Annotated in this window: 6 protein-coding genes; 4 read left to right on the top strand and 2 right to left on the bottom strand. The window is 60.6% G+C overall.

Translation table 11 applies throughout. The annotated features are described in order from the left end of the window. Nucleotides 1-708: 708 nt before the first annotated feature. Nucleotides 709-1,155, bottom strand: a complete 447-nt coding sequence (gene mscL / locus KBY08_RS06935) for a large-conductance mechanosensitive channel protein MscL (RefSeq protein ID WP_003399960.1) — start codon at nucleotides 1,153-1,155, stop codon at nucleotides 709-711. Between the two features lie 196 nt (nucleotides 1,156-1,351). Here mscL and radA point away from each other — a divergent pair, with 196 nt between their 5' ends. Continuing rightward, on the top strand, nucleotides 1,352-2,719 hold the full coding sequence (radA, locus tag KBY08_RS06930; RefSeq protein WP_002555235.1) for a DNA repair protein RadA: 1,368 nt from the start codon (nucleotides 1,352-1,354) through the stop codon (nucleotides 2,717-2,719). 6 nt (nucleotides 2,720-2,725) lie between these two features. Here the strand turns inward: radA and KBY08_RS06925 are convergent, their stop codons facing one another. Beyond that, complete coding sequence (locus tag KBY08_RS06925) at nucleotides 2,726-3,094, bottom strand: PilZ domain-containing protein (RefSeq protein ID WP_003399961.1); 369 nt, start codon at nucleotides 3,092-3,094, stop codon at nucleotides 2,726-2,728. Between the two features lie 285 nt (nucleotides 3,095-3,379). On the opposite strand from KBY08_RS06925, the gene KBY08_RS06920 reads away from it, so the two are divergent. The 3 genes from KBY08_RS06920 to yjiA all read left to right on the top strand — a co-directional run bounded on the left by KBY08_RS06920 (nucleotide 3,380) and on the right by yjiA (nucleotide 6,753). Continuing rightward, the gene (locus KBY08_RS06920; protein WP_011268932.1) at nucleotides 3,380-5,455 is read left to right on the top strand and encodes a carbon starvation CstA family protein; all 2,076 of its coding nucleotides are present in this window, start codon (nucleotides 3,380-3,382) and stop codon (nucleotides 5,453-5,455) included. A 27-nt stretch (nucleotides 5,456-5,482) separates the two neighbouring features. Then, nucleotides 5,483-5,680, top strand: coding sequence for a YbdD/YjiX family protein (locus KBY08_RS06915; protein ID WP_003399964.1), 198 nt, complete (start codon nucleotides 5,483-5,485; stop codon nucleotides 5,678-5,680). A 95-nt stretch (nucleotides 5,681-5,775) separates the two neighbouring features. Further along, nucleotides 5,776-6,753 (top strand): GTPase, encoded by a 978-nt coding sequence (gene yjiA / locus KBY08_RS06910; RefSeq protein WP_011268931.1) that lies wholly within the window; start codon nucleotides 5,776-5,778, stop codon nucleotides 6,751-6,753. The last annotated feature ends 4 nt before the right edge of the window (nucleotides 6,754-6,757 follow it).

The raw sequence follows: 6,757 nt of genomic DNA, 5'->3' as shown, positions 1-6,757 counted from the left end.
CTCTGTATATTTACCCATGACGCCTCCAAAGGTTGCATCCAACCTTCGGGGGTCACACCACTCCGCGTGGGAATGCAGTTCGTGACGCTCCGCGTCACACAACGGTTTTTCTTCGTCAGGTGGATTGGGGCTCGACTCAGGTCACCTTTTCGCCCCTCGGCGAGTTACTTTGATGAGGCCAAAGTAACCAAAGCCTTTCGCTCCGTTTCCGGCCCGACTTCGCCGGGTTCCTTCGCCCTGTCACTGATCCGGGGGTCGCCGCAACGCGCCATCCATGGCGCGGTGCGGCTAGCCTGGCGTCCTGCCAGGCTACCCCCGGATCAGCGCCAGGACTCAGCCGTCACTTACGTCGCACTCTGCGTCTACGTCGCACTCTGCGTCGTCTGTGCCATCGTGTCCGAAAAGCACTTTAGAGTAGTCGGGCTAGAGGCACGACCCGGAACCTGATGACTATTGTTCCTCACGCTCCGCGTGGGAATGCAGTTCGTGACGCTCCGCGTCACACAACGGTTTTTCTTCGTCAGGTGGATTGGGGCTCGACTCAGGTCACCTTTTCGCCCCTCGGCGAGTCACTTTGATGGGGCCAAAGTGACCAAAGCCTTTCGCTCCGTTTCCGGCCCGACTTCGTCCTGTCACTTACGTCGCAATTTGCGTCGTCAGTGCCATCGTGGTTAGGGCCGATGGCCTGCAGGTGCAGGCCTTGCTCAATCAAAGCGTACGCGCAGGATCCACGGTAATGGGCGCTGCCGGTTTGCTCTGCTCTTTGAGCAGGTCGCGAATCTCGCCCAGCAGGATTTCCTGCTTGGAGGGCGTTGGCGGCAGGGTAGGGGCTTTGGCTTCTTCGCGTTTCAGGCGGTTGATGGCCTTGACGCCCATGAAGATCGCGAACGCGACGATGATGAAGTCGATGACGGTCTGGATGAACTTGCCGTACGCCAGCAGCACTGCCGGGGCAGTCCCTTGCGCGGGGCGCAGGGTGACGGCCAGGTCGCTGAAGTCGACACCGCCAATCAACAGGCCCAGCGGCGGCATGATGACATCGCCGACGAACGAAGAAACGATCTTGCCGAATGCCGCGCCGATGATAATACCGACAGCCATATCAACTACGTTGCCTTTGACCGCGAATGCCTTGAATTCCTTAAGCACGCTCATGGGGTAATTCCTTGTAGCAGATAAATTTGATCCGGATGAGTGTAGCCCAGACGTACTGCTGCCGCCCGTGCCACGTTCAATCGACCGAAGTCGTTCGCGTAAGTTTTATCCGGTTTTCAAAAGCAGTTGTCGCCGAGCGACTGGCAGGGGTTGCAACCTGCGTTATCATGGGCGTTTTTTAACGACTGGGGTTGTCATGGCCAAGGCCAAACGCTTGTACGGCTGCACCGAGTGCGGCGCGACATTTCCCAAGTGGGCGGGCCAGTGCAGCGAATGCGGTGCCTGGAACACACTGGTCGAGACCATGATTGAAAGCGGTGCCGCCGCGCCGCCTACCGGGCGTACCGGCTGGACCGGTTCCCAAGCGCAGATCAGGACCCTGGCGGAAGTCAGCGTCGAAGAAATCCCGCGCTTCTCCACCAACTCCACCGAACTGGACAGGGTGCTCGGCGGCGGTCTGGTTGACGGTTCGGTGGTGCTGATTGGCGGCGACCCCGGCATCGGCAAGTCCACGATCCTCTTGCAGACGCTGTGCAACATCGCCCAGCGCATGCCCGCGCTGTATGTCACCGGTGAGGAATCCCAGCAGCAGGTCGCCATGCGTGCCCGGCGCCTGGGGCTGCCGCAGGACAAGCTGCGGGTAATGACCGAAACCTGCATCGAGACCATCATTGCCACCGCCAAGGTCGAGAAGCCCAAGGTGATGGTGATCGATTCGATCCAGACGATTTTCACCGAACAGCTGCAGTCGGCCCCTGGCGGCGTGTCGCAGGTTCGCGAAAGCGCCGCCTTGCTGGTGCGCTACGCCAAGCAGAGCGGTACGGCGATCTTCCTGGTCGGCCACGTCACCAAGGAAGGTGCACTGGCCGGCCCGCGTGTGCTTGAGCACATGGTCGACACCGTGTTGTATTTCGAGGGCGAATCGGACGGCCGCCTGCGTTTGCTGCGCGCGGTGAAGAACCGCTTTGGCGCGGTCAACGAGCTGGGCGTGTTCGGCATGACCGACAAGGGCCTGAAAGAAGTCTCCAACCCGTCGGCGATTTTTCTCACCCGTGCGCAGGAAGAAGTGCCGGGCAGTGTGGTCATGGCCACCTGGGAGGGCACCCGGCCGATGCTGGTCGAGGTGCAGGCGCTGGTGGACGACAGTCACATGTCCAATCCGCGCCGCGTAACGCTGGGTCTGGATCAGAATCGTCTGGCCATGTTGCTGGCGGTCCTGCACCGACATGGCGGCATTCCCACTCACGATCAGGACGTGTTTCTCAACGTGGTGGGTGGTGTGAAGGTGCTGGAAACCGCCTCCGACCTGGCCTTGATGGCAGCGGTGATGTCCAGCCTGCGCAATCGTCCGTTGCCGCATGACTTGCTGGTGTTCGGTGAGGTGGGGCTGTCGGGCGAAGTCAGGCCGGTGCCCAGCGGCCAGGAGCGCCTCAAGGAGGCCGCCAAGCACGGCTTCAAGCGCGCCATCGTGCCCAAGGGCAATGCGCCGAAGGAAGCGCCGCCCGGCTTGCAGATCATTGCCGTTACGCGCCTGGAGCAGGCCCTGGATGCGCTGTTCGAGTAAGCAGGTCTAGAGTTCGATCAGTGCTGCCAGCTCGCGGTCCAGTTCGTCCTGATCGGCAAGGTTCAGCTCGATCAGGCGCCGCAGATGGCTGATCGACTCCAGCCCGATGTGCCGGCAGACGAAACCGAGTTGCCGGTTATGGTCGTGGGTGATTTGGACATCCATGTGCACGTACACGTCATTGCTCAGGCGAATATCGACTTCAAAGGGCTGCGCCGTATGGGCGGTCCATGACTCGGGTCGCTCGATCAGCAGGCCTTTCAGGGACAGGTCGAGCAGTTGAACCTTCCAGGTCTGATCGCCCTGTTTCAATTCGGTCTTGGCATCAAAGGCAATACGTTTGAAACGACGGCGATCTGCAGGTGAGTCGGTCATCGAATGAACTCTCTTGTTACCCGCCACGAGAGGTCAGCGGCAGGTCGTTATCTGATCGATTCTGTTGTCCATGCACGATAGACCGGAAAGCAATTACAGAACAGTTCCGTATCACGGTTTTGTGATCGGACCGCCATCTGTCGAGGCCATTCCAGCCCTCTATGCCGGGTATCTGCCGCAATTGATCAAAATTCGACCTAGACCTTGGTTGGGGGTGGTCTTTCGCTGATCCGGCGCTAAACTCGCATGGCTTGCCTTCTAGTCAACTCTGCTGGAATAAAAAAAATGAAAAATAATAATAGTCTGATGCGCCATGTTCCCTGGCTCATCGTTGCAATTGTCGGGGCATGTGCCCTTGGGGTCGTGGCCTTGCGCCGCGGAGAGGCGATAAACGCCTTGTGGATAGTGGTCGCTGCGGTAGCTATCTACCTGGTTGCCTATCGTTACTACAGTCTTTTCATCGCCACTCACGTCATGCAGCTCGATCCGCTGCGCGCGACACCGGCGGTGGTCAACAACGACGGTCTGGACTATGTGCCGACCAACAAACACATTCTCTTCGGACACCACTTTGCCGCCATCGCTGGCGCAGGCCCGCTGGTCGGCCCGGTACTGGCAGCGCAAATGGGCTATCTGCCCGGCACGCTCTGGCTGATCGCAGGCGTGGTGCTGGCCGGTGCGGTGCAGGACTTCATGATCCTGTTCCTCTCCACGCGCCGTGACGGACGCTCGCTGGGTGACATGGTTCGCGAGGAAATGGGCCGTATTCCCGGCACCATCGCGCTGTTCGGCTGCTTCCTGATCATGATCATCATCCTGGCGGTGCTGGCGCTGATCGTGGTCAAGGCCCTGGCCGAGAGCCCGTGGGGCATGTTCACGGTCATGGCGACGATCCCGATCGCGATGTTCATGGGCATTTATATGCGCTACATCCGTCCGGGGCGCATTGGTGAAATCTCCATCGTCGGTGTCATTCTGTTGCTCGGTTCGATCTGGGTCGGCGGGATGGTAGCGGCGGATCCGACCTGGGGGCCGATGTTCACGTTCACCGGTGTGCAGATCACCTGGATGCTGGTCGGTTACGGCTTTGTAGCGGCCATGCTGCCGGTCTGGCTGCTGCTTGCGCCCCGTGACTACCTGTCGACCTTCCTGAAAATCGGCACCATTCTGGCACTCGCGATCGGCATCCTGATCCTGGCGCCCGAGCTGAAAATGCCGGCCCTGACCCAGTTCACCAACGGCACAGGCCCGGTCTGGAAGGGCGCATTGTTCCCGTTCCTGTTCATCACCATTGCCTGCGGTGCAGTGTCGGGTTTCCACGCACTGATCTCCTCGGGCACCACGCCCAAGCTGCTGGATAACGAGAAGAACGCCCGTTACATCGGTTACGGCGGCATGTTGATGGAGTCCTTCGTGGCCATCATGGCGATGGTTGCCGCTTCGGTGATCGAGCCGGGCGTGTACTTCGCCATGAACAGCCCGGCTGCCGTGGTCGGCAGTGACGTGGTGACCGTCGCGCAGACGGTGTCCAGCTGGGGCTTTGCCATCACGCCGGAGCAACTGACGGCTGTGGCGAAAGACATTGGTGAAAACACCGTGCTGGCGCGGGCTGGTGGTGCTCCGACGCTGGCCGTCGGTATCGCACAGATCCTCCATCAGGTGCTGCCGGGTGAAAACACCATGGCGTTCTGGTACCACTTTGCGATTCTGTTCGAGGCGCTGTTCATCCTGACCGCCGTCGACGCCGGGACACGTGCCGGACGCTTCATGCTGCAGGACCTGCTGGGCAGCTTCGTTCCGGCCTTGAAACGCACCGAGTCGTGGACGGCCAACGCCATCGGCACCGGCGGTTGCGTGGCGCTGTGGGGCTATCTGCTCTATCAGGGCGTCATCGACCCGCTGGGCGGCATCAATACCTTGTGGCCGCTGTTCGGTATCTCCAACCAGATGCTCGCCGGTATCGCCCTGATGCTGGCCAGCGTGGTGCTGATCAAGATGAAGCGTCAGCGCTACGTCTGGGTGACCATGCTGCCTGCCGTCTGGCTGCTGATCTGCACCGTGACCGCTGGCTTGATCAAACTGTTCGACGCCAACCCTGCGGTAGGTTTCCTGGCCCTGGCCAAGAAATACAGCGCTGCGGCCGATGCCGGTCAGATTCTGGCCCCGGCCAAGACCATGGACCAGATGCAGCACGTGATCTTCAACGCTTACACCAACGCCGGGCTGACCGTGCTGTTCCTGTTCGTGGTGTTCAGCATCCTGTTCTACGCCATTAAAGTCGGCCGTGCGGCCTGGAGCACCAAGGAGCGCACCGACAAGGAAGCGCCATTCCAGGCCATGCCGCCAGCGTCGCAGGTGTGACGATGGTTACCCACAGAGGAATTGCCCATGTTCAATGACCTGAGTCGCCTCGGCAAATACCTCGGTCAGGCCGCGCGCCTGATGGTGGGCATGCCGGACTACGACACCTACGTCGAACACATGCAGAACACTCATCCGGACAAGCCGATGATGACCTACGAGCAGTTCTTCCGGGAACGGCAAGAGGCACGGTACGGCGGCAAGGCCGGTCCGAAGTGCTGTTGATCCGCTGATCTGCGTTATGGTTTGATCCGACGCGCCGCAGGCCATCACCTGTGGCGCGTTTTCATTTCAGCTGAATGCCTCACGCCAGGAGCCTTATGACTGAGTTGCAACCCATCCCCGTGACCGTGCTGACCGGTTTTCTGGGCGCCGGCAAGACCACCTTGCTGCGCCACCTGCTCAAGGCCGAACACGGCCTGAAAATCGCCGTGATCGAAAACGAATTCAGCGATGCTGGCATCGACAGCCAGTTGCTCGGCACCGACCCTGTACAGATCATGACCCTGTCCAACGGTTGCGTGTGCTGCACCATCCACACCGACCTGACCAAGGCGCTCTACCTGTTGCTGGAGCGTATGGACAGCGGCGAAATCGCGTTCGACCGACTGGTGATCGAATGCACCGGCCTGGCTGACCCGGCGCCGGTCGCGCAGACCTTCTTCATTGATGAAGAATTGCGCGAGCGTTACATCCTCGACGGCATCATCACCCTGGTCGACGCCGCGCACGCCGATACCCACCTGGCGCAAACCATCGCCCAGGCGCAGATCGGCTTTGCCGACCGGTTGCTGGTCAGCAAGCGTGATCTGGTCGACGACGCAGCCTTCGAAGCCCTGAGTGCGCGCCTGACCCGCATCAACCGCCGCGCGCCGATCCGTATCGTCGAGCACGGCAAAATCGACCTCGCCGAACTGCTCGACGTACGCGGCTTCAACCTCAACGCTGACCTGGGCGGCGGCATGATCCTGCGCCCGCTGGCCCCGGCCGGCAATTCCGCTGACCGCATCAGCAGCCTGGTCCTGCGCAGCGACAAACCACTGAATCTGGACCGCCTCAGCGAGTTCATGAATGAACTGCTCGAAGACCACGGCAAACAACTGCTGCGCTACAAGGGCGTGCTCAACATCGAAGACGAACCGCGCAAGATGGTGTTTCAGGGCGTGCTCAAGCTGTACGGCTTCGACTGGGACACCGAGTGGGCCGAAGGCGAAAAGCGCGAGAGCGTGATTGTGTTCATTGCCGATGAATTGCCGGAGGAGAAGATACGGGCGGGGTTCGAGAAGGTATGCGGCTGAGAGG

Origin of the sequence: Pseudomonas sp. P135 (assembly GCF_020312125.1) — a bacterium.
Classification (GTDB): Bacteria; Pseudomonadota; Gammaproteobacteria; order Pseudomonadales; family Pseudomonadaceae; genus Aquipseudomonas; species Aquipseudomonas fragariae.
This window is presented reverse-complemented; position numbering and strand designations above follow the sequence as displayed.

Bases quoted from the DNA above. Each gene is read 5' to 3' on its own strand.
- mscL (WP_003399960.1), bottom strand. From the start codon at position 1,155: ATGAGCGTGCTTAAGGAATTCAAGGCATTCGCGGTCAAAGGCAACGTA.
- KBY08_RS06925 (WP_003399961.1), bottom strand. From the start codon at position 3,094: ATGACCGACTCACCTGCAGATCGCCGTCGTTTCAAACGTATTGCCTTT.
- KBY08_RS06915 (WP_003399964.1), top strand. From the start codon at position 5,483: ATGTTCAATGACCTGAGTCGCCTCGGCAAATACCTCGGTCAGGCCGCG.
- yjiA (WP_011268931.1), top strand. From the start codon at position 5,776: ATGACTGAGTTGCAACCCATCCCCGTGACCGTGCTGACCGGTTTTCTG.
- KBY08_RS06920 (WP_011268932.1), top strand. From the start codon at position 3,380: ATGAAAAATAATAATAGTCTGATGCGCCATGTTCCCTGGCTCATCGTT.
- radA (WP_002555235.1), top strand. From the start codon at position 1,352: ATGGCCAAGGCCAAACGCTTGTACGGCTGCACCGAGTGCGGCGCGACA.